Origin of the sequence: Paenibacillus andongensis, from assembly GCF_025369935.1 — a bacterium.
In the GTDB taxonomy this organism is placed as follows: Bacteria; Bacillota; Bacilli; order Paenibacillales; family NBRC-103111; genus Paenibacillus_E; species Paenibacillus_E andongensis.
This window is the reverse complement of record NZ_CP104467.1, coordinates 1,974,139-1,998,066: the sequence shown is the minus strand read 5'-3', so window position 1 is coordinate 1,998,066 and position 23,928 is coordinate 1,974,139. Positions and strand designations below refer to the sequence as shown.

The 23,928-nt window shown below is 44.1% G+C and carries 22 protein-coding genes; 4 read left to right on the top strand and 18 right to left on the bottom strand.

The window, feature by feature from the left end; translation table 11 throughout:
• Positions 1 to 19: 19 nt before the first annotated feature.
• Positions 20 to 1,000, bottom strand: coding sequence for an alpha-ketoacid dehydrogenase subunit beta (locus tag NYR53_RS09230; RefSeq protein WP_261304887.1), 981 nt, complete (start codon positions 998 to 1,000; stop codon positions 20 to 22).
• A gap of 93 nt (positions 1,001 to 1,093) precedes the next feature.
• The gene (gene pdhA, locus NYR53_RS09225; RefSeq protein WP_029197705.1) at positions 1,094 to 2,176 is read right to left on the bottom strand and encodes a pyruvate dehydrogenase (acetyl-transferring) E1 component subunit alpha; all 1,083 of its coding nucleotides are present in this window, start codon (positions 2,174 to 2,176) and stop codon (positions 1,094 to 1,096) included.
• A gap of 265 nt (positions 2,177 to 2,441) precedes the next feature.
• Between pdhA and NYR53_RS09220 the strand changes: the two genes are divergently transcribed.
• Positions 2,442 to 3,173: an alpha/beta hydrolase gene (locus tag NYR53_RS09220; RefSeq protein ID WP_261304886.1), complete on the top strand. Its 732-nt coding sequence runs from the start codon at positions 2,442 to 2,444 to the stop codon at positions 3,171 to 3,173.
• Positions 3,174 to 3,346: 173 nt separating this feature from the next.
• Here NYR53_RS09220 and NYR53_RS09215 read toward each other — a convergent pair whose 3' ends face one another.
• On the bottom strand, positions 3,347 to 4,171 hold the full coding sequence (locus NYR53_RS09215) for a lipoate--protein ligase family protein (RefSeq protein WP_261304885.1): 825 nt from the start codon (positions 4,169 to 4,171) through the stop codon (positions 3,347 to 3,349).
• A 241-nt stretch (positions 4,172 to 4,412) separates the two neighbouring features.
• Between NYR53_RS09215 and NYR53_RS09210 the strand changes: the two genes are divergently transcribed.
• Positions 4,413 to 5,681: an ATP-binding protein gene (locus tag NYR53_RS09210; RefSeq protein ID WP_261304884.1), complete on the top strand. Its 1,269-nt coding sequence runs from the start codon at positions 4,413 to 4,415 to the stop codon at positions 5,679 to 5,681.
• Here NYR53_RS09210 and NYR53_RS09205 read toward each other — a convergent pair.
• The 15 genes from NYR53_RS09205 to cymR all read right to left on the bottom strand — a co-directional run bounded on the left by NYR53_RS09205 (position 5,667) and on the right by cymR (position 21,785).
• Positions 5,667 to 7,481, bottom strand: coding sequence for a peptidoglycan D,D-transpeptidase FtsI family protein (locus NYR53_RS09205; protein ID WP_261304883.1), 1,815 nt, complete (start codon positions 7,479 to 7,481; stop codon positions 5,667 to 5,669). The two genes, NYR53_RS09210 and NYR53_RS09205, sit on opposite strands and share 15 nt — an antisense overlap.
• A 138-nt stretch (positions 7,482 to 7,619) precedes the next feature.
• Positions 7,620 to 9,785, bottom strand: coding sequence for a methyl-accepting chemotaxis protein (locus NYR53_RS09200; protein WP_261304882.1), 2,166 nt, complete (start codon positions 9,783 to 9,785; stop codon positions 7,620 to 7,622).
• Positions 9,786 to 9,974: 189 nt separating this feature from the next.
• Complete coding sequence (locus tag NYR53_RS09195) at positions 9,975 to 11,258, bottom strand: peptidase U32 family protein (RefSeq protein WP_261304881.1); 1,284 nt, start codon at positions 11,256 to 11,258, stop codon at positions 9,975 to 9,977.
• Between the two features lie 26 nt (positions 11,259 to 11,284).
• Positions 11,285 to 12,220, bottom strand: a complete 936-nt coding sequence (locus NYR53_RS09190) for a peptidase U32 family protein (RefSeq protein WP_261304880.1) — start codon at positions 12,218 to 12,220, stop codon at positions 11,285 to 11,287.
• Positions 12,221 to 12,260: 40 nt separating this feature from the next.
• Positions 12,261 to 13,358, bottom strand: a complete 1,098-nt coding sequence (mltG, locus tag NYR53_RS09185) for an endolytic transglycosylase MltG (RefSeq protein ID WP_261306311.1) — start codon at positions 13,356 to 13,358, stop codon at positions 12,261 to 12,263.
• 170 nt (positions 13,359 to 13,528) lie between these two features.
• Complete coding sequence (locus tag NYR53_RS09180) at positions 13,529 to 13,825, bottom strand: DUF1292 domain-containing protein (protein ID WP_029196896.1); 297 nt, start codon at positions 13,823 to 13,825, stop codon at positions 13,529 to 13,531.
• Entirely contained in the window at positions 13,822 to 14,130 is a 309-nt protein-coding gene (locus NYR53_RS09175; RefSeq protein ID WP_047676265.1) for a DUF1292 domain-containing protein, read from the bottom strand. The genes NYR53_RS09180 and NYR53_RS09175 overlap by 4 nt, the downstream gene beginning before the upstream one ends.
• 6 nt (positions 14,131 to 14,136) lie before the next feature.
• Entirely contained in the window at positions 14,137 to 14,553 is a 417-nt protein-coding gene (gene ruvX / locus NYR53_RS09170; protein WP_029196898.1) for a Holliday junction resolvase RuvX, read from the bottom strand.
• Positions 14,554 to 14,571: 18 nt separating this feature from the next.
• Positions 14,572 to 14,832 (bottom strand): IreB family regulatory phosphoprotein, encoded by a 261-nt coding sequence (locus tag NYR53_RS09165; RefSeq protein WP_028555746.1) that lies wholly within the window; start codon positions 14,830 to 14,832, stop codon positions 14,572 to 14,574.
• Between the two features lie 112 nt (positions 14,833 to 14,944).
• On the bottom strand, positions 14,945 to 17,572 hold the full coding sequence (gene alaS / locus NYR53_RS09160) for an alanine--tRNA ligase (protein ID WP_290428991.1): 2,628 nt from the start codon (positions 17,570 to 17,572) through the stop codon (positions 14,945 to 14,947).
• A gap of 640 nt (positions 17,573 to 18,212) precedes the next feature.
• Positions 18,213 to 19,283 (bottom strand): AI-2E family transporter, encoded by a 1,071-nt coding sequence (locus tag NYR53_RS09155; protein ID WP_261304878.1) that lies wholly within the window; start codon positions 19,281 to 19,283, stop codon positions 18,213 to 18,215.
• 163 nt (positions 19,284 to 19,446) lie between these two features.
• Positions 19,447 to 19,650, bottom strand: a complete 204-nt coding sequence (locus NYR53_RS09150) for a YrzR-like zinc ribbon domain (RefSeq protein ID WP_047676263.1) — start codon at positions 19,648 to 19,650, stop codon at positions 19,447 to 19,449.
• A 7-nt stretch (positions 19,651 to 19,657) separates the two neighbouring features.
• On the bottom strand, positions 19,658 to 20,179 hold the full coding sequence (locus tag NYR53_RS09145; RefSeq protein ID WP_261304877.1) for a PRC-barrel domain-containing protein: 522 nt from the start codon (positions 20,177 to 20,179) through the stop codon (positions 19,658 to 19,660).
• Positions 20,180 to 20,207: 28 nt separating this feature from the next.
• On the bottom strand, positions 20,208 to 21,356 hold the full coding sequence (locus tag NYR53_RS09140) for a cysteine desulfurase family protein (RefSeq protein WP_261304876.1): 1,149 nt from the start codon (positions 21,354 to 21,356) through the stop codon (positions 20,208 to 20,210).
• A gap of 9 nt (positions 21,357 to 21,365) precedes the next feature.
• Positions 21,366 to 21,785, bottom strand: a complete 420-nt coding sequence (gene cymR / locus NYR53_RS09135) for a cysteine metabolism transcriptional regulator CymR (protein WP_056836233.1) — start codon at positions 21,783 to 21,785, stop codon at positions 21,366 to 21,368.
• Positions 21,786 to 22,095: 310 nt separating this feature from the next.
• On the opposite strand from cymR, the gene mnmA reads away from it, so the two are divergent.
• A complete protein-coding gene (mnmA, locus tag NYR53_RS09130) occupies positions 22,096 to 23,184 on the top strand; it encodes a tRNA 2-thiouridine(34) synthase MnmA (protein WP_261304875.1) in 1,089 nt (362 codons plus the stop codon).
• A 30-nt stretch (positions 23,185 to 23,214) separates the two neighbouring features.
• Positions 23,215 to 23,916, top strand: a complete 702-nt coding sequence (locus tag NYR53_RS09125) for an AlkZ-related protein (RefSeq protein ID WP_261304874.1) — start codon at positions 23,215 to 23,217, stop codon at positions 23,914 to 23,916.
• Positions 23,917 to 23,928 lie beyond the last annotated feature (12 nt).

Genomic DNA, 23,928 nt, shown 5'->3' with positions numbered 1-23,928 from the left:
CTATTACCTTCGACTGTGATTAGAATTCGAGTACTTGATTAATGCCTGCAATGACACTTGCTGGACTAGGCAACCAAGCGTCTTCGATTTGTGCGAACGGATAAACTGTATCTGGAGGAGCAATACGCAAAACAGGAGCTTCCAGATGCAGAATCGCTTTTTCATTAATCTGTGCAATTACTTCTGCGGCTACACCGGATGTTTTTTGCGCTTCTTGTACGATAATCGCACGGTTTGTTTTCTTAATTGAATTTACAATCGTTTCAATATCCAGCGGAATTAACGTACGAAGATCGATGACTTCAACTTTTACGCCTTGTGTTTTCTCGATCTCTTCAGCGGCTTTCACAGAAGTGTGAACCATAGCCCCGTAAGTAATTACCGTCACATCGGAGCCTTCACGAACAACGTTCGCTTTACCAAGCTCAATGGTATATTCGCCTTCCGGTACTTCTGCACGGAATGCGCGGTATAAGTTCAGATGCTCCATGAAGAAGACAGGGTCATTATCGCGAATCGCGGAAATGAGCAGTCCCTTCGCATCATAAGGGTTGGAAGGAACGACAACTTTAATACCTGGCGTTTGAACAAGTAGGCCTTCGAGTGCATCCGTATGCAGCTCAGCCGCTTTTACCCCGCCGCCAAAAGGCGTACGGAATACGATTGGTGAATTGTAACGGCCGCCGGAACGGTAACGCATACGGGCTGCTTGCACGCAAATTTGGTCAAGCGCTTCATAAATAAAGCCTACGAATTGAATTTCAGCGATCGGACGGAAGCCTTGAACACCAAGACCAACAGCAAGTCCGCCGATAGCAGATTCAGCCAGAGGCGTATCGAATACGCGATCTTCGCCGAATTCTTTTTGTAATCCTTCCGTAGCACGGAATACGCCACCAACATGGCCAACGTCTTCGCCGAACAAAATTACATTAGGATCTCTTTCCAGTTCAACGCGCATTGCGTCTTTTATCGCTTGAATCATCGTCATTTGTGCCATGACTTCTTCGTGCCTCCTAATTGTTTTCGTGAGAAAACTTGCTTCGTAAGCTTAAGCTGAGTTTTTCGCCAGAAAAACTGGCATCGTAATCATCTATTTATACGCTTGCTTCTGTTCTTCAAGATGAGCCGGTGTTACTTCGAACATAGAGTCAATTAGGCCTGGAACCGTCATTTTCTCTGTTTCTTCGGCTTTTTTGATATGCTCAGCAACGGTTGCTTTCGCTTCTTCTTTCACTTGAGCTTCTTCTTCTTCACTCCAGAGACCTTTTTTAGTCAAGAACAGACGCATACGCGTTAGCGGATCTTTAGGCTCCCAGTCGCTCTCTTCATCTTTGGTCCGGTATTTCGTCGTATCATCCGCCAAGGAATGCGGACGGTAACGGTAAGTTAATGCTTCAATCAACGTAGCGCCTTCGCCTCTGCGTCCTCTTTCAGCAGCTTCAGTAACAGCTTGAACTACAGCCAATACATCCATTCCGTCAACTTGAACGCCTTTGATACCGGCAGCAAGTGCTTTATGCGCAACAGAAAGTGCTCCTGTTTGCTTTGAATAAGGAGTCGTAATTGCGTAACCGTTGTTTTGTACAAAATAAATGACAGGCAGCTTGAATGCTCCTGCAAAGTTCATGCCTTCATAGAAATCGCCCTCGGAGCTTCCTCCATCGCCTGTGTACGTAATCGCTACACGCGGTTGGTTACGTTTCTTGAATGCCATAGCCACACCGGTAGCATGTAAAATTTGAGCACCGATGATGATCTGCGGCATTAATACGTGTACATCCTGCGGAATTTGTCCGCCATGCTGATGACCACGGGAATACAAAAATGCTTGATAAAGCGGGAGTCCGTGCCAAACAAGCTGCGGCATATCACGGTAACCCGGACAAATGAAATCGTCTTTATTTAATGCAAATTCACTACCGATCATCGAAGCTTCTTGTCCGGAAACCGGAGCATAGAAACCAAGACGTCCTTGGCGACCAAGATTTACTGCTCTTTCGTCCCAAACGCGGGTGAATACCATTCTTCTCATTAATTCTTTTAATTGGTCGTCACTAAGTTTAGGCATTTTGTCGGAATTAACAATGGTGCCATCTGGAGCTAGAACCTGTAATGGCTCAACCTTCTCTGTGGTCACTTCATAATTCGCTTGGCTGACAAGTGGCTTACTCATACCATTTCACCTCTTATATGATTTTGATGCCTGCTAGCTACACTTCTGTTATAGTATTATTATAAACCTGTTTTTGTGAATTGTACACCAGCATCCCTATGCAATATGACCTTTTTTCATAGGAGTGAATAGTACAGTTCCCGAAAATGTATAATACAGTTAACATAAAATTTACAACTGCTATAATACACATTACCCTCTAAACGACAAGCTTACACTACTACACCAAATTAGGTCTAAAGAAGAAAGTTAAAGGAGCACAACCATGTCGGATGACTCTCGCTTTTATAAAAGAACGATTGTGAAAGATGAACTCACCTCTGTCCTTCTCGGAGAAAATCGCTCCTTGCGCATTTATCTCCCTCCAGGTTACAACGAACTACTCTCCTATCCGGTCATTTATTGCCAAGATGGTGAACAATTCTTTAATTTCGGCCGAATTGCGACTACAATCACACGCTGTATTCTAGATGAAGGCTTGGAGCCTGCCATTGTCGTCGGTGTCGATGTCAATAATAGTAACCGCACTTCGGAATATGCACCTGAGGGTGAACGTCATGATGCGTACTGCCGCTTCTTTGCAGAGGAACTCCTCCCTTATGTAGAAAGCCGTTATCCGATTCGATCTGAACGGAACGAACGCATTGTGGCGGGGGATTCCCTTGGGGGGACCGTGTCCTTGCATCTCGCCTTAGATTATCCTAGCCTTTTTTGCCGTGTTATATCCTTATCGGGCGCATTTTTCGACATTACCAGAGAACGTATCAAAGCGGAGGACGACTTGTCCTGGCTTGAGCTGTATATGTTGATTGGCTTGGATGAAACAGATGTAAAAACAGAACGAGGGACTTTTGATTTCGTCAGAGAAAACCGACTGGCTAAAGCCGAGATGGAAAATAAAAATGTTGCGCTGCATTATATCGAGAAGCCCGGGAAACATTTATGGGGATTTTGGCAAGGAGAGTTGGACGCGGCTCTTCATTATTTTCTAGCATGATGAGTAAATAGTAGCGGCAAATAAAACTCCAAAATTCGTTTTAGAGTTGTTAAGCTGCTTCGTGAAGGTAACTAGGCTCCAGCGTTTATCAATGTTGTAATTACTGCAACAATTCACACGCAAAAAAGCGGTCCACTTTCCGTCACCTGACGCGAAGTTGGGCCGCTTTTTATTTATTGTTTAATCGCATAACGCTGCTTCAAAAGCTCCATCATGCTCTGTATCTCTTCATCACTCGGATAGCCCGGAATATCCCTAGGGCTCTGCACTTTCACACCTTTGGCGGCCATCACCTGTACCAAATTGTCTGTAAAACGCTTCGCGCTTAACTCTATTTGTAAGCATTCCGATAAACTTGCCATACTCCCTGGCGCCACCAGCGGATAGTCGTTTGGCGATGCTGAACCCGCCGCGCGCTCGTAAAAACCTCTGGCCAAAGATGCTTTTGCTTCACCCAGACCTTCCACAATAATGAACGCTTGAACCGATAGGGCATGTTGTTGTCTGCGCTGTGCAATGCCGCAAAATTTACGTCCGCCGACACTTAAATCGAATTCCCCCGGACAAAATGAACCCATCACCTCGCCCTGATCGATACGGTTGGTAATTGTGCTCATGACGTCTCTAATCAAGGCTACCATTAGATCGAAATCCTTGCGATGCTCCATGTCACCAGCGCTTTTGGGTAACAACAGAGATACATTCACGACGCCCAAATCGAGAGGCACCGCTGCCCCACCAGAGTTTCTCACCGCTGTATCATAGCCTTGACTTAGCAACCATTCATTACCCTCAGCCGCATCTGGAAGTCGACTGTCTCTAAGTCCCATCACAAAGGCTCGAGGATGCCTCCATATGTGTAGAATCGGTGGTGCTGTTTTACCTATTGCTCGGCATAAAAGTTCTTCCAGGGCAAAGGCATATAAGATAGGTTGCGTTGCGGTTTCACCGGACCGATCATGAATGACCATTGAAGAAGGTAGTTCTAAAGTCGCCATTTGCTTAATCTCCTGAGCCTACAATTTATATCCATGTATAGAATTGTAAGCGATACAAGCCTATGCTGCAATAAAGAGCATGTATAGGAAAAGGAACATTTTGCATGAAAAATGGATAAACAGCAAGTTTCCGTCAGAAGTTGTCAAAAAACATCAAAATTTTGGAAAGAAATCAAAGGAATTTCAGGTTTTCTGTCGAAATAAAAATAAACACAAATTTTTAATTAAGTAGGCGAGATCCTTGAATGTAATTGACGATTTACTACTCAATATATTAGCTTTAACACTCCCCATTCTGCTATGTCATATTTTAGTGCTGGATCGACCCGGTCCCATCAGCTTCAATCCTTCAAATCGATCATTTGTCGCGATCATTTGTTCATTGGCAGCCATTTTTTGTATGTCTCATCCCTTTTTCACGATAACTGGCAACAACTTTGATTTGCGCACGATACCTGTACTAATTGCTTTCCTGTACAGTGGCATACTTTCTGGGCTTACTGTCTCCGCAGCTATACTAGCCTATACCTACTACATGGATGGTTCCAATTTTTTATGGATTGTTTCCTTGTCGGCTCTGCTCGTACCCTTCATCCTGGCTTTCATTGCCCTAAGCAATTGGAAGTACCGAACCCCCAAAGTGATGTTTCCCAGTCTTCTGGCCTTTATTAGCGCTCTAGCTACTTTCTGCATGACGATGCTGTATCGCATCGATTCGAATGTATCTGTTGATAGAAGCTTTCTGCTATATGGTTTACTGTTCTGTATTGTTCACATGCTGACGATGTGGCTGTTAACTTATTTAATTGTTCGTATCCGAGAAAATATAGCGATGCGCCAAGAAGTCCAGCGTTCCGAGAAACTGAATGTTTTAAGCGAATTAGCTGCTTCTGTCGCCCATGAAATTCGCAACCCGATGACGGTTGCCCGCGGCTTTATGCAAATACTCAGCCAGTCCGAAGTGACTGAAGAGAAAAAACGTATTTATACGACTATGGTTATTGAAGAAATTGACCGGGCACAAAGCATTATTACGGATTACTTATCCTTCGCTAAGCCGCAAGCCGAGAAGCTCGAAGAAGTGGATGTGTCCACGTTATCTCTCAAATTAATCAATCTCATTAATCCCTACGCTTCAATGCGTGGTGTAGAAATTCAAATCGATATGGAGTCTTCTCTTCTTGTAAAAGCCAACAGCGAAAAAATGATTCAATGCTTAGTTAATTTAACGAAAAACGGCATCGAGGCTATGCCCAGTGGTGGCACTCTACAAATAACCGGCTTCAAGAAAAGCTCCAAGGTTATTTTACAAATTAAAGATAACGGTATAGGTATGACTGCTGAGCAAGTGGATCGTCTCGGAACACCCTTTTACTCAACGAAAAATAAAGGCACCGGTCTTGGCATGATGGTCTCCTATCGAATCATCAAAACTTTTGGCGGACACATCGAAGTAACTAGCCAGCCAGACCAAGGAACTTGCTTTACGATTTCATTACCTACCGTTTAAATCACTTGCTAGGATATCCATAATCCCTTTGAATAAAGGGATAGCCTTATTGCTCCCGGTTGGATCCATGTTCTTAATGACAACTGAAACGGCATATTTCGGTGAATCGACGGGTCCATAACCAATAAACCACTGATTCACCTTTTCTTGCTTTCCTGTCTCTAATTGTGCCGTACCAGATTTCCCAGCCAGCTTCCATTTGGCATCCTTTAAGCCTTGCCCCGTTCCATCGGTTACCACTTCTCTCATCCAGTTTACTAATGTGCGACTGGTCGCTGCAGAAACCCGCCCCGCCTCAGAATTTATTATTTGAACAGGAAATTTCTCCATCACACGATCCGTCTTATAGCGAATTTCTTGTACAACTCTTGGTGAATAACCCTTTCCGCCATGCAGCAAGGTAACAATCATATTAGACGCCTGCAAAGGGGTCATCCTGACATCTCTTTGACCAATGGCTGTTTGCATAAGCACTCCCTCATCATTATGCGGGGTATGGGCCCCAAATAGCTGTCCTTGCTCCTCCGTATCCAATTGATGAAGGATTTGCTCACTATCCGTCTTCCCCGTCCAGCCCACTTCATCCAATACACCAAGCTTATGCGCATAGCTCTCCAACTCAGCAGGTGTCAACCGCTGCATAACTTTGGCAAACACAATATTACAGGACTGCGCATAGCCCTGCTCTAACGTTAAAGGACCATGTCCGTCTCTTCTCCAACACGTAAAGCCATATTTCCCAAGGGCACCTTCACAATTGAAAGTTTCTTTGGGATCAACGACCCCCTTATCCAAGGCTGCTGCAGCTACAATTGTTTTGAAAATCGAGCCAGGCGCCGTCGCCTTGAGCGCATAATTGCTCCAGTTATTGCTAGCCAGATCAACTTCTGTCTGATCAAAGTTGGGTCTGCTCGCCATCGCGACGATATCGCCTTGTGCCACTTCCTGAACAACAGCAGCACCTTCGCGAATATTTAGCTTATCCATGAGAATTTCAATTCGCTGCTGCACACTTAAATCCAGAGTCGTCACTAATTTGACTGGATAGAAGGTATTGTCAGGTGCAATCATTCGGGCATCTAGGCCAGCTAACGGTCTTTTTCCTGCGTCTGTAAAATAAGAAATCGACGTCTCCCCAATGCCTCGAAGCCAAAGATCAAACGTTTTCTCCAGTCCAGCACCTCCGATTTTCGAGGTTAGCGCAACTTTTCCTTTCTCCAGATCAGCACCGTAGATACTCATCACTCTATCCGGATTTTGTCCAATAAACCCGATCAATTGACGCGCCGTCATGCCTGACGGATAACGATCCTCCATCTTCACTACTTTCAAAAAGGGCAAACCGAGGGCATTGATCTGCTCCTCCTGTTGATCGCTTAACATGACCGGTTTCCCCCCCTCAGCAGTACGCCATACTTGCGGCTCTTTCAAATCACGTGAGAAAGCAAGCCACCCAGCTGTATTCGTCCGCAAAATACTAGCCAACTGGTTTATTTGCTGAGGATTACCTTGGTAGTAGCTATTAATAGGAAACGCCACGAGGGCTTTAATGATTTTTCCTGTCATCGGCTTGAGATCTCGATCTAAGATCTCCCCACGCCCACTTTCCAGCACAAGGGCACGCTGCCTCTGTACGACCGAGTTTTTGACCAAATTAACTCCTCGAGAAGAGTAACTTTCCGTCGTCGCAATTTGTATCCAAAAAAGCTTGCCAACGATCCCTATAAACAAGAGTAAGATCGTGAGGAGAACAAGAAAAATTCGACGTTTTTCAAAAGAAGATAATTGTTTAATCCTCATGGTATTGACTCCTTTTAACTACCATAACTACTGATGCTTTCAGTATCGACATTCCAGTTGCTGTACAAACAATAAGGATCAACACAATAAAAAAATCCACCCTCCTAAACGGAGAGTGGATTACGAATTTTATGATAATTATACTTCGAATTTGGATAAAGTGTCGTTAAGCGATTTGGACAGCTGATCCAGCTTGTCCGACAATTTAACTAAGCCATCGCTGATGCTAAGCTGTTCAGAACTCAACGAAGCAACTTCCTCCGATGTAGCTAGTGATTCTTCTGCTACCGCGCTGACATTCGTCATTGCATCGGAAAGAACAACTTGTGATTGCTCGAGTGTAGAGATCGAATCACTTACCGTACTTAGCTGTGTAATGAATCCACCCATGTGGTTCGTTACTTGTTTGAAGATGGTGTCCGCTTCTTTTACAGCTAATATTTGTTCTTGGAAAATGGGTGTTGCCGTCGAAAGCACTTTCACCGTTTCATCGATTTCTTTCGTGATAGTTTCTGTAATTTGACCTACGACATCAATAGATTGTCTGGATTGATCCGCTAGTTTACGAATCTCATCTGCTACCACCATGAAGCCTTTACCAGCTGCACCGGCACGTGCCGCCTCAATTGTCGCATTCAAAGACAAAATATTCGTTTGTTTCGTCATATTATTAAGAACATCAAGGATCTTACGAATGGAACGGGTACTGTCTTTCAAGTTATCAACTTTATCAACCATCGAGCGGATCATTTCTTCCGTCAGGTTCGTTTTTGAAATAAGTTCAGTCATATACTTCGTTCCTTGCTCACTCGAGCTTTGAACATCCGCAGCAGCCGTTCCCATCTCGAGGTTGGCTCCGATTACCTGCTTCATTTGTTCGCCTATATGATAAGTCAACTCATTGCCTCTCTCAGACTCCGTCGCCAATCCTCCGGCACCATTGGAAATCTCATCCGTCGCCACAGCGATTTCTCTTGCAGCTGTAGCTGTTACCTTCGAGGAATTCGTTAACTCTTGTGCAGTTTCGAAAACAGCTTGTGCAGAAGTGCTTGTTTGTTGAACCAAGGTTGTAATCTGCTGCATCATCACATCGAAGCTGGCGCCCAGTTGTCCAATTTCATCTTGTGATTTGTAGTTCGCACGCACGGTAAGCTTTCCTTTAGCACCTTGCTGCATCAGGTTACGTAGATTAATCAGAGGACGTCCGATCATTCTAGCTACGAATAATCCGATAAGTACGGCAGCAATAGCCGCGAACAAGGCGATTAGAAGCGTATAATTAAAGATTTTCTTTGCATCCTTCACAAGCGAGCTCACAGGAATATCGCCTACGAGATTCCAACCGGATACAGCCGATTTATAATAGGCAACCAAGTGATCATCTTTCGTTATAAAGGAACCGTGTTCCTCATCTAACTGTTCTTTCGTCAGTTTGATGTCAGAATCTTTTTCTAATTCCGAAATTTCTTTATTAGCTATGTATTTGTTTCCTGCATTCGTAATAACAACCTTACTATCATCACCTAAAGACATCCCAGTGAGCTCTTTCGTCAGTAGATCTGTATTAAGCTCGATCAGAAGAATGGCTGATGTGGAATTCGTAAGTGTATTTCTCATCACACGACCAATGGCAAATGTATTGGACGAACTGCTGGAATACCCTTTGACTTTACTATCTAACCAAGCCACTTTCCCACCGTTCTCAACAATCCTCTTAAACCATTCATTCGAACTTGAATTCTCGCTAAATGCAGTTCCCCCAGAACCTGTAATGACAATTAGTTTACCATCAGGTCTGTAAAGATGAAGCGTTTTAATTGCTTTGTTCGAGAATGTCACCACATTCAATTTCTCCGTCAATTGACGAGTAACGTCAAGAGCTTCGTATGAAGATGGGTCTAAGGTAGGAATTGACGCAAGCAAATCCTGCAAGTCCTTGTTAAGCATAATTTGTAGAGATACTTCATCAAACGTTTGATAAAGGAAATCTAGCTTTTGCCCCGCTTGTGTTACAGTTTGAAGACTGGATGCAGACACTTTGTTCTTAATCACGCTTTTCGATACCGAGTAAGAAATCATACCCACAGTGAGGACGAAAAAAAGAATACTTACAAAAAACATTAAAAACAGCTTCATACCTACGGATTTCACAGGGTTTTCTACCTTGACTTGCCTCATTTCTTTAAAAGCAATCGAACCCATTTGCTTAGATTTCTTGCTTGCCACGCCAACAATACGACCCCATGGAACATTACGAATTGCTTGAACTGCTTTGTCTAAAATACTTTGAAGTTTCTCTTTCATTTTGTCACCGCCATTAGTTTCTACTTCCTGTCTATACCTTACTTTTGGACTAGATTGTAAAGGGTTCACTTTACGTTTTTTAATAATTTCGACAACCTTTACCATTATCCTTCAAAATCCGATCTAAAATTAAAATAAAAAAAGAAACTTTATCCAATATACTCGAATTTGGATAAAGTTTCCATAGTTTTATTTTCCTGTTTTTTTGCGCATCATATCCCATTTCTTTACAGGTTTGTCGGTTTGCAATCTGACCAATTGAAGTGGATGTCTAGCTGCATCTAATTCTTGACCATCTTCATTCAGTATGCGTCCAACCTTTTGCTTAAAATGCGTACCATCCGGCCCGAAAAATTCAATTTCTTGGCCAGGCTTGAAATGATTCCTTTGCTGTATGAGCGCTGTGCCCGTTTCAGCATCATACCCCATAACCAGACCAACAAAATCAAATCCAACAACTTTATCCTCTGGCTCAAAAATATGATCTTCATGTCCAGGTGCGTCATAGAAGAAACCAGTGTTCAAAGGTCGGTTTGCCGCTTTATATATTTCATCCTGCCATACAGGGTTGACCTCGAAATGCTCTGGATCGGCAAAGTAGGCATCAATGGCTTGGCGGTATGCATTAACAACCGTAGCCACATAATGAATGCTCTTCATTCTGCCTTCAATCTTGAAGCTATCCACGCCAGATTCGATCATCTCCGCAATATGTTCAATCATGCTCAGATCCTTCGAACCCATCGTGAACGCATCATCTTCTTCGCCAAACATAGGTAAATCCGTGGCCAAAGGAGCAGAAAGAGGTTGATCCTTGGCAAATAAATCGTACTTCCAACGGCATGATTGCGAGCAGCCGCCACGATTGGAATCGCGATCTGTGAAATGATTAGAAAGCACGCATCGGCCCGAGTACGAGCTGCACATTGCCCCATGTATGAAGGCTTCAATCTCAACATCGACATGAGCTTTAATCTCATCAATTTCTTCCATGCTGACTTCGCGGGCTAGAACAACTCGCTCAATACCCTGGTCTTTCCAAAACTTCACGGTTTGCCAGTTCATAACGGATTGCTGGGTGCTCACATGGACTTCCAACTTAGGAGCTACTCTTCTGCACGTTTCCATAATAATGGGATCAGCTGCAATAATCGCAGAAATCCCAACCTCTTGAAGTCCTCTCAAATAATCATCAAGGCCTTCTATATCCTCATTATGAGCATAAATATTCGTTGCTACGAATACTTTTGCCCCATATTGATTGGCAAACTCTACGGCTTCGCGCATTTCCTCCAACGAAAAGTTATCCGCATTTGATCGGAGACCATACTTCTGGCCGCCGATGTAAACCGCATCGGCTCCGTAATGGATCGCAAATTTCAGCTTCTCTAAACTGCCTGCCGGAGCCAGTAATTCCGGCTTGTTAAGCCTAACACGCTTTCCTCTTGCTCGGGCTTCTATGGCTGTCGTCATCACGATAACGCACCTTCTTTCATCTATCAATATACCTGTTCTTTGTAGAAAAACCCATATGACAACTCACGTTCAGGATCTTGCAACTTCACGATCTCATCCAACCATTCCTGTTGAAAGCTGTATCCCTCAGGATCAGCTTCATAAGCATCGATTACAGCACGATAACTTCTCACAACCGTTTCGTTGTACAGAGAAGATTTCAAAAGACCTTCGATTTTCAAACTATCTATTTGACCGTCCATTAGCTCAGGTAAATTTTCCAACATACAAATATCTTCGGAACTCATAATGTGCGTTCCATTACTATCTTCGTATACAGGATAACGCTGATCACGGCGTTCATGTTCAATGAGGAATAGCCCTCTCTCCATAGAACGATCCTGGTTAGCTGCATCTTTCCCTTGGTGCTCGATATAATTCTTCACTAACTCACGCTTAGAGTGATAAATATTGGTGATGCCATGCACTTGTACTTCAACAGCCAACTCCGCTTTTTCTTTAAAAGCCAAAACCTGCTCCATATTCAATTCTCTAGCCAGGACCACACGGGTAGCTCCTTGCTTAGCCCAATAGTTCGCAGTCGCATAATTGGTTGATGTCATCTCTGCATTCCAGTGCAGCGCTAATGGCTTAGGTAAACTACGGGCAGTCATTAGTACCGCGGGATCACCGAAAATGACGGCATCCACACCGTATTCCTGTAACTTAGCTAAATAATCATACAGCCCTTCGAGGGCATTATTGTCGAAAATATTGTTTACAGACACATAGACTTTAGCCTTCTTTTCATGTGCCCAGGACACAGCTTCCTGCATCTCATCCAGTTTCACATCTCCCGGCAGACGCATGCCGTAGCGCGCTTCGCCAATTATAACCGCATCTGCACCTGCTTCGATCAATCTTTTCAGTTCTGCCACAGTGCTGCAGCTTACTACTAACTCTGGTTTTTTCACCTGCATACCCTACCTTCTGTCAGCTTCCTATCTTACATTCGTACTACTAATTCGCAGCCTTCTTGCTTTCTGCAATATTCTTCTTATGCTCTTCAAAAGTTTCTGCGAACAAATGTCCTTTCGTCCCATCCTTCTTTGTTACATAGAACAAATACTTCGTCTCTTCCGGATAAATAGCTGCTTTCATCGAGGCGAGGCTCGGACTTGCGATTGGTCCCGGTGGTAAACCTGTGTTTAGATACGTATTATAAGGACTTTGTATTTGGAGATCCTTCTCCAGCAATCTCTCTTTGGACTTATCGAATAAATATTGCACGGTTGCATCAATTTGCAAGGGCATATTCTTCTTCAACCGGTTCTGAATAACGCCGGATACAAGTGCACGCTCTTCGTTTACAACTACTTCACGTTCAATTAAAGAGGCAATAGTCAACATCTGGTGTACGTTAAGTCCGCGCTCCTTGAGCTTGTCCTTCCAGTCTGGTGGAAGTGTTGCCAACTTCTTATCCAGCTGCTGCAGTGTTCGCTCAATGAAATCTTGTTCCGTGGAGTCCTTCTTAAACTCATACGTTTCTGGGAACAGATAGCCTTCGAGACGGTGTCTGATACTTTTATTATCAGGAATCGTTGCGATTGCTTCTCCCTTAAGCCCAGCAGGAGCATCCGCCATCTGTAGAAAAACTTCCTTTTTCCAAGGAGTCTGCTCACTTAATTTGGCTGCAATCTGATCAACGGTATAGCCCTCAGGGATCGTAATACGGATGACTTCTTCCTTCACGGTCTCCCCTTTATTCAGCTTATTGATCATTTCTTCGAATGTCATGCCCGGTTTCATACTGTACTCGCCTGCTTGAAGTCTTGAGCCCAGTTTCTTCATCTTTAAATAATACGTAAAAATCGAAGAATTTTTAATAAGTCCCTTTGTTTCAAGCTCCTTGGCGATTTGCAAAGATCCGGCGCCTTGCGGGATTGAAACCCTTACTTCTTGCTCAGAAGCAGCTACAGGCTGGAGAGCACTCGCGATATACAATCCGATACCGCCTGCAGTTCCAATGATAACGAGCAGCAATAGTCCTAAGATAAGAAGGATGAGCTTAAGCTTACTTCGTCTAGGCTTATTCTGTTCATTCTCTTGTTCAAGCATGTTGTTCACAATAATCCTCCTAAAAGTTTTGCTTTAGCAAAACTGACTTCGTAAGCGTTGGCTTTAGAGTTTTCGTAAGAAAACTAACATCGTAAGCATAAACTGAGTTTTGCTTTATACCCCAAAGCAAACAAAAACGAGCGGATGCGCTCCGCTCGGTTGTATGCTTCTTACAATTCATCCTCTTTTGGAAATACCATCTCGTCGTAGAGCTCTGAAACGGTTTCCCATTCATCGTCATCCTCGATGGTTTCCAATTCATACTGTCCGTCACTATCTGTCGTCACTCGGAAAACAGCAACCTCGTCTTCCTTCTTGAGTTCATCAGATTGCAGAACAGCATACGTATAATTTCCATAAACGAATTCTTTAAGAAGATGATACACCGTTGATTCATTTTGCTCATCAAACAAAATAATATCATCCCCGTAAGTTTTGCGCAATACGTCAGAAGGCGTCGTACTCATGCTTCTTCTTCCTCATCGAATTCAGCCATTAAGGTATTAAATGTTTCTTCAACGATATTCCATTCCTCTTCATCCTCGATGGTGAACAGCTTCAAATCCTCACCGTCATCATCCTCTTCATAACGAAATGCGTACACTTCATCGGATTCTTCATCTCCGCCGTCAGTAGGCACTACCATCATGTACTTCTTATCTGAACCGTCCACTTCGAATTTCATGATAACCTCGAACTCTTCTTCGTTGCCTTCATCGTCCGGGATGTAAATGATTTCTGGTTGTTCTTCATTCAATTCTTCTTTGGACACGTTCGTTCACCTCTTCATATTGGCATCCATATACCCTTGCAGAATGAGCTGTGCGGCCATTTTATCAATAACCTGCTTGCGTTTCTTCCGACTCACATCAGCTTCTAGAAGTGTGCGTGTCGCAGCTACGGTCGTTAAACGCTCATCCCACAAGTGTACAGGTACACTTAGTTTTTGCTCTAATTCTTGCGAAAATGCAATAGCAAGCTCGCCGCGAGGCCCTATCGTATTGTTCATATTTTTGGGCAAGCCTACCACGATTTGAGTAACACCGTACTGTTTGACAATGGCCTCCAGCCGAGCGATGTCTTCCCCAGGCTTACGACGATGTATGACTTCAAGCCCTTGAGCCGTCCAACCAAGCTCGTCGCTCATCGCTACACCAATCGTCTTGTCCCCATAATCCAAGCCTATCCATCTCATGCCGGTTCTCTTTTCCTTCTATTTGTGTTGACCCAGATAAGCACGAACCAATTCTTCAATGAGTTCGTCCCGTTCCCGTTTACGAATGAGGCTCCGAGCATTGTTATGCCGTGGAATATAGGCAGGATCTCCGGAAAGCAAGTACCCGACAATCTGGTTGATCGGATTATACCCTTTTTCCTGAAGAGCATCGTACACCGCTAGTAGCACATCTTTGGGCGATGTCTCAATTTCTTCTGCCTTTACGTTAAACTTCATCGTTTTATCCATGGAACTCATCAGGAGCACCTCACTTTCCTTGTGATACCATTGTAAATTTTTTGAAAATTAATCCATGTATACTGGTTATATTCTCTATGGGTTTAAAAATTCCTGTCCCACAGAAAAATAATTATGCAAATTGGGACAGAAGTCCTTCAACTCCGGACAATGCAGCTTGCAATTTGGATGCATCCTTACCGCCTGCTTGCGCCATGTCCGGGCGACCGCCTCCGCTACCGCCAACTGCCTGAGCCACTTCTTTAATGATTTTGCCAGCGTGGAAGCCTTTAGTCACAAGATCTGGCGTGACAGCAGCTACCAAATTGACTTTGTCATCTGCGGCAGCGCCGAGTACGATAACAGCGGAACCAAGCTTCGTCTTCATCTCATCCACAATATTCCGAAGTGAGTCCATATCCGCTGCATTAACTTGTGCAGCCAGCACCGAAATCCCCGCTATTTGCTTCACTTGGTCTGTAAGGGAACCCGCTTCGATCCGCCCAAGCTTGCTGCGCAGCGACTCGTTTTCACGTGCCAATTCCTTCACTTGCTGAAGCGCAGCTTCCACACGTTTAGGTACATCTTGAATATTTGATTTGAGCAAGCCTGCGGACTCTTTCAGTAATTGTAATTGCTGATCAAGATATTCATACGCGCTCCGGCCAGACACCGCTTCGATCCGACGAACACCTGAACCGATTCCGGACTCGCTGACGATTTTGAATAAGCCAATTTGACCCGTATTCTGAACGTGGCAACCGCCGCACAGCTCTAAGCTGTAATCGCCAACTTGCACAACGCGCACGATATCACCGTACTTCTCGCCGAACAACGCCATTGCTCCCATTGCTTTCGCTTCAGCGATTGCTTTGAGTGAAATATCCACATTCGTGTTGTTCCAAATCTGACGGTTCACACGCTGTTCTACATCCTGCAGTTCTTCGCTGCTAATGCTTCCGAAATGCGAGAAGTCAAACCGCAATCGGTCAGGTTCAACCAAAGAACCTGCTTGATTTACATGTGTTCCAAGCACTTCCTTAAGCGCTTTGTGCAGCAAATGTGTAGCTGTATGGTTCTTAATGATGTCTCCACGTTCAGCGGCAGAAACAATAGCTTCTACGGAATCACCATTACGCAGAACACCCGATACCACAAGAACTTTGTGAACGTGTTGTCCATGAGGCGCTTTGATAACATCCTCAACCTTCAATGACACTTGTTCATTTCGAATTATACCATAATCACTTACCTGACCGCCGCTTTCAGCGTAAAAAGGAGTCCGATCCAATACGACCTGGCAGGTCTCACCAACTCCGACAATGTCAACGAGTTCATTCTCATGAACGATCGCCACGATACTAGCAGTAACTACCAATTCATTATAACCAACAAATTCGCTTTTAATCGTCAAATCAGACAGCGGTCCACCTTGTACCTTCATGCCGCCTTCTTTATGACTGGCTGCTCTAGCACGGTCGCGCTGTTCCTGCATGGAAGCATCAAATCCAGCACGGTCAACCGTCAAGCCCTTCTCAGAAGCAAAGTCCTCGGTCAAATCGAAAGGGAAACCATACGTATCATACAACTTGAATGCATCAGGTCCGCTGATTTGATTCGTACCAGCTTGACGCGTCTTTTCTACCATCTCAGCCAGAATGATCAAGCCATCGCTTAACGTTTCATGGAAACGCTCCTCTTCGGTTCGGATGACCTTCTCGATAAATTCTCGTTTATCTACAACTTCCGTGTAGTAAACGCCCATGATTTCTCCAACAGTTGGTACGAGCTTATGAAGGAATGGCTTATCAAGTCCAAGTACTTTGCCGTATCGTACAGCGCGGCGCAGCAATCGGCGGATCACATAACCGCGTCCCTCATTGGAAGGCAGAACGCCATCACCAACGGAGAAAGCAACGGTGCGAATATGGTCAGCGATGACTTTGAGTGCAACATCGTGCTCTTCATTCACATGATATTTCACACCCGTAAGCTCACATGTTTTATCAATAATCGGTTTAAATAAATCCGTGTCGAAGTTCGAGTCCACATCTTGCAGAATTGATGCAAAACGTTCTAGTCCTGCCCCGGTATCGATATTTTTATTAGGGAGCGGTGTATAGCTGCCGTCCTTATTATGGTTGAATTGCGTAAACACGAGGTTCCAAACTTCTAGGAAACGCTCATTCTCCCCACCTGGCCAGCATTCTGGATCAGACAAATCACCGTATTTATCACCGCGATCATAGAAAATCTCTGTACAAGGACCACACGGCCCCTCACCGATATCCCAGAAATTATCTTCTTTGAGCTTATAAATACGCTCTTCGGGAATTCCAATTTGTTTGTTCCAAATTTCAAAAGCTTCCTCATCGTCCTCATGCACGGTGACAGAAATACGATTCGGATCAAAGCCGATCCACTGCGGATCCGTCAGAAACTCCCAAGCCCAAGGAATAACTTCTTTTTTAAAATAGTCTCCGATAGAGAAATTCCCCAGCATCTCAAAGAACGTATGATGTCGGCGTGTTTTACCTACATTTTCAATATCATTCGTACGAATACATTTCTGGGCATTTGTAATCCGCGGATTTTCAGGAATTTCGCGTCCATCCAAATACGGTTTTAAAGGTGCAATCCCAGCGTTAATCCACAGCAGTGAGGGGTCATTATGTGGGACGAGCGATGAGCTTGGCTCAACCTTATGACCTTTACTTGCAAAGAACTGCAACCACTTGGAACGTATTTCACTTGCTTTCATCTTGTTCAAGCCTCCATATTTATCAATTGTTCGAAAAACAAACAAAAAACGCCCCTGTAACATACAGGGACGAATAATCGCGGTACCACCCTGGTTATTGTATTCGGCTCACCCTTGCTTACTGCAAGAGGAAACAAACGCAATCTCCTTGTGCGGATCTGTAACGGGTCCAACCGGTGAAGTTCATCCACACTCCGAAACGAGCTTTGGGCCATCCTTGCACCGAAAGGTTCTTCCAGCCGCTACTCGCAGCAACACTGCTCAAGCGGAACCTTCTCTCTGACGATGGGCTATGGCTTACTAAAGTTTCATCAACGCTTTCAATTCAGATATAGATAAGGCAAATTATAACTATATGCTAGTACCCTGTCAATATTCATGAGCAGCTTTGGGCTTGAAATCCCAAAAAATATAGTTGACAATCATTCTCAATGGAAGTATACTACGTTTAAGTGATAATGATTTTCATTATCGAAATAAGACATATGTCAAGAATTCGTATACTTATTCCGTAGCCCATTCGTTGGTTTACGCATGGCCACACCTTTCATATCCTCAACCCTCGTGCAGAACCCCTCTGGACCATGATCCCGCAAGTCATGGCTCAGAGGGGTTCTGTGCGTCTATTCCTAATGAAACCTCATGTCGTAGGCTTATGTACATAGTGAAGGAAAACATGTTGAATGATCACCTTCATAACGGCAAAGAATGGTACAGCCAATATTAACCCCACAATACCCGCGATTTCCCCGCCTACAAGTAAGGCGAAAATGATAACTAACGGATGCATATGAAGCGTTCTTCCTACCACCTGAGGGGAGATAACGTTGCCTTCGAGAATTTGCACAGCTAAATTAACGAGAGCGACGAACAACAGCATTTTCAAAGAGATCGTTGAAGCCATAATGAGTGCGGGAGCCGCTCCAAAAAATGGCCCCAAATAAGGAATAATATTAAACACCGCCACAACGCTAGCACACAGCAAGGCATATGGCATACCAATAAGCCAATACCCCAAATAGGCAAGAACTCCTATAATCACGCAAACTAACAGTTGACCCCGGATATAATTACCGAGAGCCGTGTCAATATCAATCAGTAATTTGATTGTTTTCTTACGATGTTCACGTGGCACGATAGCCAGGGCTGTTTTCTCAATAATTTGAAAATCCTTTAAGATATAAAAGGCAACGAACGGTACGATAAAAGCGATGAACAGCATATTGATGGTATTTCCAATCTGATTCATGTAGTTCGAGATAGCCATGGAAATGCTATTTTCCAGCTTCGTAAGTGAATGATTAAATCCATTGCGCACACTGTCGGGCAGCAGTTGATTTTGATTAAAGCCGTCTACAATCGCCTGCGCGCGCATAGCCATTTGCGGCATATGCTCATTCAGTTCCGCTATTTGGGACACAAACATCGGTGTCATATTCATGATAATAACAGTCAGAGATGTGAGAAAGACACTATAGATAAGCAGTACAGCAATGGTTCTTGGCACTTTCCGCTGGTTAAGAATATTCACGATCGGGTTTAAAATGTAGGAAATAATCACAGCTATAAAAAATGGCGTCAAGATAGCTTTTATAAAGGCAAATACACTAAACATGATAGGCTTGATTTGCAGCAGCATATACAAACTGGCCAGGACTAGCAGGAGGTAGACCAGCCCGACAAACCATTTATTTTTCCAAAAACGTTCCATTCTCTTCACCTCAGTTCATCCAAATAAACATATGCTCATACAGTATATGTACAACCCGTCCAAATTAACCCGCTGCCTCATGAGAGAAACAATAAAAAAAACGCTATTTCTTAAGCGCCGCTGCGCTCAAAAAATAACGTTTCGTAATGTGTAGTATTATCGATTAATTCGCATGTTCATGGACATGAGGAATTTCTTCCTCAAAGAATAAATCATCCAAAGAACTCAACGTACCGTCTTCCTCTACTTGATACACAGACATTTTGTCTCCGTTCACACTGAGTTCAATAAAGCAACCCCAGCAGTAGAATTGATGGGAACCGATTTTTCCAATATCTTTGGAATTACAGTTTGGACAACGCATAATGCTCACCCTATTCTTCTTTGGATACGAAGAGTTCTTCTACTTCCTGAGCGCAATGTACAGGCACAATGACGGCATCTTCCCCTTTGGTTGCCGACTCTGGCATGGGAAGCCATCTTCGCCCTTCCTTTAAATCAGAAATAAACCCTTCGGACAATTCATAACCTATTATTTGTTTACCCCAATTCTGGTTTAAATAAACATCTTCTACCACGCCTAATTTGTGCCCTCCCACTGTAATGACGGGAAGGCCTTTAATTTTGCGGCTTCCTTCAAGAAAAGCATGGCACTCTTCTACATGCTCAAACTCGCGAATGACACTTTCGTTCGGTATGGTAATGGCATCCTCTCCAGCAGCGACGACTCCCTCCCACGGTATATAACGTAAGGAGGAGAACCAATTCTTCACTTCGAGCATGATACCTCGTATGTTCCAATCAGGGCCTACCAACAAATCTTTCACTTGACCTATTTGTTTACCGGAATCTACCGTTAGAACGGGAAGTCCGATCAAATCATGCGCTTTGCGCAAGTTTTATTCCTCCTAGAACCACCCGGTACTATGTAGTACGCAACCGCTTGACAATGGTTGCAATTTTCTGGGCAGCTGTTTCGATTTGTTCTTTAGAATTCCCCATTCCAAAGCTAAATCGAACCGCGGAGGCTGTAACATTTTCTGGGAGCTTCATGGCTTGTAATACGTGCGATACTTCAAGTGAACCTGAAGTGCATGCAGAACCGCTTGCGGCAGCCACGTCTTCTATATCAAGATTCATAAGAAGTGTTTCTGTTGAGATACCTGGGAAGCTGATGTTCAGAATATGCGGGATACACTGTTCCTTGTGGCCATTAATCGTAAAGCTATCAAAGCCTAACTGCTGTTCAAGTATGCTTATCATAAGCCCGCGAAACTCTGTGACATTGGATTGTATGCTGTCCATCATGGGGAGAGTAACCTCCACTGCTTTGGCAAAGCCTGCAATTGCTGCTACATTCTCCGTACCTGCGCGGCGCTTTCTCTCTTGAGCACCGCCATAGACGTGAGGTGTCAACCTCGTGTTCTTCGATACATATAAGGCGCCTGCACCTTTGGGTCCGTATATCTTATGAGCCGATAAACTCATTAAATCAACAGGAAGTTCACGAACATTAAGCGGCAGTTTCCCTAATGCTTGCACCGCATCTACATGAAAAGGAATTTGCCGACTCCGCGCTAGAAGACCTACTTGCTCGATCGGTTGAATGGTCCCTACTTCATTATTCACATACATCATGGAGATGAGTGCTGTATCAGGTCGAATAGCCGCTTCCACATCTTCTATTTGAATAAGACCGGTCGGACCTACTGGAAGGTAAGTCACCTCGTGTCCGAGGCTCTCCAATTGCTCACAGGGATGCAAAACAGCATGATGCTCGATCTCCGTCGTAATGATATGCTTCTTGCCATCCTTGTTCGCATTTATGATCCCGAAGATCGCCATATTATTGCTTTCGGTCCCTCCGCTTGTAAAAATTAGCTCAGCAGGTAAACAGCCTAACGATTTCGCCATAGAATCACGAAACCGGTTGAGTGCTGTTCTAGTAGCTCTGCCGAAGCTGTGAGTACTCGAAGGATTACCAAAAAAGGCTGTATAGAAGGGAAGCATCGCTTCCAATACTTCAGGATGCACGGGTGTAGTTGCTGCATGATCAAGATAAATGGGATTCATAGGACACCCTTAAATGTAAAACATGTAGTTGTCGTTCTTGCCTTGGTCTTCGAAAGAAATCAAGTTCGCAAGTGTAGTAGAGTCTAGCACGTCCGCAATGCTATCGCGAATTCGAATCCACAGATCACGCTTAGCCGGATCATCTTCCTCCGTGAAATCGACAGGACTAATAGGTCCTTCTAATACACGAATAACCTCGCCTGCTGTTACTTGCTCAGCAGATTTTGAGAGAATATATCCACCGTAAGCACCACGAATACTTTTGACCAATCCTGCATTGCGAAGCGGAGCTACAAGTTGCTCCAGATAATGCTCGGAAAGCTGATGCTTTTCGGCAATACTTTTGAGTGAAGTCGGTCCTTCACCAAATCGATTGGCCAGCTCCATCATGATCGTTAAACCATAGCGGCCTTTTGTAGAAATTTTCAAAGTTACACCTCATTCAACATTATATGCCATCAAGGAGTCTGATCGAGATTGCTAAAACTTCTATTGCCTACCATCTATTTTATCCACGTTCAGACACTATGGTCTTCCCTATCTTGGTACACAGCGTTTCCATTTTTCGCAAAAACATTCCTAAACATCCGTATATCGTATATATGGTATCATAAATTCCTTGTTCTGTGGGGGAAAAACAATGACATTCTCATGAAATATTTTAATTTTGAACAATAGAGAGGTATAATAGGAAGAGTTTTAAAAAAAGTCTTACAAGATAGAAAAGAGGTTCACAGCTATGAGTAAAAAAACACGTGTCATATTGGGAATGTCCGGAGGTGTCGATTCTTCGGTTGCTGCGCTGTTACTTAAGGAACAGGGCTACGAGGTTATTGGCATTTTCATGAAAAATTGGGACGATACCGATGAGTTTGGCCATTGTACCGCAGAAGAAGATGCAGAGGATGTTAGAAGAGTGTGTGATCAGCTCGACATCCCTTTCTATACAGTTAATTTCGAGAAGCAGTATTACGACAAAGTTTTCGCCTATTTCTTGGACGAGTACACCAAGGGCCGCACGCCGAATCCGGATGTGATGTGTAATCGCGAAATTAAATTCGGGGAATTGCTTCAGAAGGTCATAGATTTAGGCGGGGATTACATTGCAACAGGTCACTATGCACAAGTGAAAGAACAAGATGGTGAATACGTGCTTTTGCGCGGTAATGATGCTAACAAAGATCAAACGTATTTCCTTAATGTGCTCAATCAGCAGCAGCTGTCCAAAGCCATGTTCCCGATTGGCCACCTACCGAAACCAAAAGTTCGAGAAATTGCTGAAGCAGCAGGTCTAGCCACGGCAAAGAAGAAAGACAGCACTGGAATTTGCTTCATCGGCGAACGGGACTTTAAAGAGTTCCTCAGCCAGTACTTGCCTGCTAAACCAGGTAATATGGTCGATATTCGTAACGGTGAAATCAAAGGCCGTCACGATGGTTTGATGTACTACACCCTTGGCCAAAGACAAGGACTTGGTATTGGCGGTTCAGGCTCAGGCGAGCCTTGGTTTGTTGTAGATAAAGATTTGGAAAGCAACCAACTGCTTGTGGTTCAAGGTGAGCAGTATCCAGGACTATATTCCAAGGGCTTAACAGCCACAGATGTGAACTGGATATCATCGAGCAGACCTGTGGGCGCATATGCCTGCACTGCCAAATTCCGTTACCGTCAGCCAGACCAAGGTGTAGTCCTTACATTTATGGAGGATGGAACATGTGAAGTTGTCTTCGATAAACCGCAAAAAGCCGTAACGCCAGGGCAATCCGTTGTTTTCTATGATGGAGACGTGTGTTTAGGCGGCGGAGTTATTGATAAAGTTCATAAGTAAGTTTGATCGGCGGATATAGGAACAGGAAGGATGATCGTTTTGGTCAAAGTGAATGATGTTGGTTGGAAAGCTGCTGCTTATGAGGATGTTACGAAGATCGTGAAAGAGGTCGGTATTCTCCCTCTCTCTTCGTTCATACCGAATCATCCTTCGCTTGAATCCATAACTGTGCCTGAACAATGGCATACCGGGCTAGAGACAGATCCTTGGTTATGGCGAGATCGTCTCCCTGGTGACGGTATTGCCGCTTATGGACGGTTTTTTGCAAAGAAGCCTCTATTGATTTCTGCTGAGCTCTTCCCTTTGATTAAAAATTTGCTAGACGAGCCTTATTCTGTAGAGGAGCGTTATGCAGATGGAGAGCTTCCCAAATCAGCTGTCGAGCTTTTTCAAGCTGTTCAAGAGAATGAAGGCATCGATGTTAAGGAGCTTCGCTCCAAAATCGGGATGAAAGCCAAGGAGTCGAAAAATGAATTCGACCGCGCACTGATAGAACTGCAAAGCAAAACAGATATCGTCATAGCTGGGATAAGTGAACGCCTGAATGCCAATGGCACCAAGAACGGCTGGAACAGCACGTGTTATATGACTGCCGAGCATTGGATGGAGCTTCATGGGATTAAGGCGAATACACTTCCAACTCCGGAAGCGAAAAGTGGGCTCAGAGCGTTGCTTCAGGAACGGTTTAGTCCTGCCGCGGGTGTTTATTTGAGTAAGGTTTTTAAATTATAAAAGGTTTAGAAA